Here is a 3,041-nt window from a genome sequence, read left to right as displayed (position 1 = left end):
TCGTCGTCACAGCCAGAGAAATCCCCGCCATCGGCTGATTCATTTCGTGAGCCATGCCGGTAGACATCTCGCCCAATGTTGCCAACTTGGCGGTTTGAAAAAGCTGCGTCTGAGATTCAGCCAGTTCGTCTGCCTGTCGCTTGATCATCGCTTCATTTTTCTTTTGTTCGGTGATGTCACGAACTGTGGCCTGGAGAAACGTTTTTCCTTCCAAAGTCATTTGGGTCAGAAGCACCGTGGCCGGAAAATCTTCGCCCGAGAGCCGTCGGTGCGTCCATTCAAAAAAGTGCGACCCATTCCTTATCGCTGTTTCAATCATCTCTTTGGCTTTGTCACCGGAGGGACGTCCATCGGGTTGAAATTCGGGAGACACTTCCCAGGGCCCGTGAGAAGTAAAGTCCGCCTCATCCTTCGCAGCAAACATAGCAACCGTGGCTGGGTTTCCGGAGGTGAATTGCCACGTGGGCGGACCCAATGTCATGAGGGCATCACGCGAACTCATGAAGAGAGTTCGGTGGCGTTCTTCGCTGGATTTGAGTTTTTCCTCATTTTGTTTGCGGTCGGTGATATCCCTGAAAGCCGCAATAAAAAGACGTTCCTGCTCTACGCCGATGTCTTTGATGGCAATCTCCAGGGGAAAGGTTGTCCCGTCTCTCCTTAAGCCTTCCACCTCCACTGACTTCTCCAAAATATGTTTCTCGCCAGTTTTAAGATAGCGGTCCATGCCAGAAGTATGTCCAGACTGAAACTTCTCTGGAATAATTGTCAGGATCGGCTTGCCAATCAATTGCGCTGCTTCCTCGTAGCCAAAAAACTTCACCCCTTCCCGATTGATCATTTGAATCGTTCCCTCTGCATTAATGACAATGAGTCCCTCCAACATCGAATCAATGATCGTATCGAGGTAAGCTTTTGAAACCGTCACTTTTTTCAAATCAAGAGCCATCTGGTTGAGGTCGGCGGCCAATGAACCAATTTCGTCTTTGGATGACACGAAAACAGCCGCATCCAGTTGCCCCTCCCCAATCGCATGGGCTGCCGCAGCTAATCTCGATAAGGGTCGAGTTACTGTTCGACTGAAAATAATACTGAGCAGCACCAGCAGAGGGATGGAGATCAGAAAAAGGACACTCATTATTTTCAGCAATTGATGGACCGGAGCCAAGACAATTTTGGAAGGAACCTGGAGGAGGAGCATCCACCCATTTCCTTTGAAGGTATAAAGACCACTCTCCCGGGCAAACGCATGGATCTCATTTCCATTGGCATCCAAATGGGTGAATTCTTTGATGCCTGAAAACACATCTTTAGGGATCAACTTGAGATAATCCCATTCAGGCAGTATTTCTTCCAGTACCCCTTTACGATTATTATTCGAACAAAGAGTAAGCCCCTTATCGTTGACAAGATCAATATCTTCTGACTCTTCGTTTTTTACATTTTCTTTTATTATTTCTAACAGTCGGGCCGTTGCTACCCGAGCGACCACAACCCCAATCCTCTTTTGATCACGGTTCCTGACGGGAGAGGCAAAATAGAACATGGGGAATTGATATTCATCCGATATATGAACATCACTAGCGATACTCACCTTCCCCTCCTTAATATCGTCCCAATAAGGAGTTGTCGCGGAAGGCAGACCAATACGCAGCCCTGCTGTATCGGCTGTCCTTATACGCTCAGCATTAAAAAATGAGAGTGAGGTGTACACCTTGTAGTTGTTTCTATAATTAATCAGCACCTCCGTAATCTCCTCGGGAGTGGCGCTTTCGGAACGAAGAATCGGACTACTGGCCAGTGCCTGAATATCCCCTCCTCGTTCATAGAGAAAACGGTCAATGTTTTTCATGGCATCCACTGCATCGGATTCCATACCAGCCCGAATTGTTTTTTCCATCATGTCTGAAGTATGAATATAGACTATGGTAAAAAGAACAGCCGTCATCGCCATCCCGATCCCCACGAAAAGAAGTGTTAATTTGGTGGCGAATTTCATTTGTTCTCCAAAGCCTCCACAAACCGTGCATCAATGACTTGATCCATATCGGGCAGAGACGACAACTGCCCACGCTCCAGGTAAAAATTGGCGATCACTTCCCCAACACTGGCGAGAGACTCGACGCCTGAGTCTCTTCGCATCGCCCTTTTATTTTCAATCAAATCAAGGGCCTTGGCACCATGAAGTCCCGACGCCATCTCAGCCTTGTCCATCCCCACAGCCTTCGACATGATCGAGAGTGCCTCCTCCCGATGAAAGGTCTCAAAATTGAGCGCTTCAAAGAGAGACTTCAAAATCGCCCGGACCTCTTCCGGCCGTTCTTGGAGGATCCTGTCGTTCAAAACCAGAACATCGGTAATGATGCCTGGAGTATCGCCCGCCGTCGCCAAAATTTTATACCCAGCCTGTAAGGCCTTGGACTTTGTCGGCTCGTAGGTATGGCCGGCAGCTATCTTCCCGCTTTGAAGAGCTTCTAGTACATCGTGCGCAGGAACAACATCAAACCTCAGCTCCGTCTCTTTCAACCCAGCCTTTTCCAGGGCCGTCATGACAAAAAGATGGGAAAAGGTATTGACTCCTTCGACACCTACTTTTTTCAATTTCAACTCCGTCAAATCTTTTATTTCAGGTCTTCCAATGATGACATCCCCCGATGTGGATCGATCAACAACATAAACAACTTTTCCATAGTTCCCTGAAGCCCTTTGTAATATTGCATCTGTAAACACCTCAAAGACTCCATCCACATCCCCATTCACATAATGACCCGTGCTGGTAGTGTAGTTTTTCTCAAACACCAGCTGCACCTCCACACCGTTCTTCTTAAAAAATCCTTTTTCCTGCGCAATAAACGCGTGCGCATAACCCGCCCAGACATCAATAGAGATCTTGATCGGCGGCTTGCTAACCGGTTTCTGGCTGCAAGCGGTGAAGCCTAATAGAAGAGAGGCGATGAGAAGAATCAAGAGTGGTAATTTTTGGTGAGTGTTATGGTTCATTAGAAGTTCCTATGAAACGAGCAACCTCACCGTTATAGTCGTGC

The 3,041-nt window shown here is 47.6% G+C and carries 2 protein-coding genes; both read right to left on the bottom strand.

The features are described 5' to 3' along the window. The coding region (locus HQM15_12030) for a PAS domain S-box protein (protein ID MBF0493491.1) at positions 1 to 1,996 on the bottom strand (1,996 nt) is incomplete at its 3' end. Further along, entirely contained in the window at positions 1,993 to 2,997 is a 1,005-nt protein-coding gene (locus HQM15_12025) for an ABC transporter substrate-binding protein (protein MBF0493490.1), read from the bottom strand. The genes HQM15_12030 and HQM15_12025, both read right to left, overlap by 4 nt. Positions 2,998 to 3,041 lie beyond the last annotated feature (44 nt).

The organism is Deltaproteobacteria bacterium, from assembly GCA_015233135.1.
Taxonomy (GTDB): Bacteria; UBA10199; UBA10199; order JADFYH01; family JADFYH01; genus JADFYH01.
Note: the sequence above shows the minus strand (reverse complement) of the source record. Positions and strands in the feature narration are given on the sequence as shown.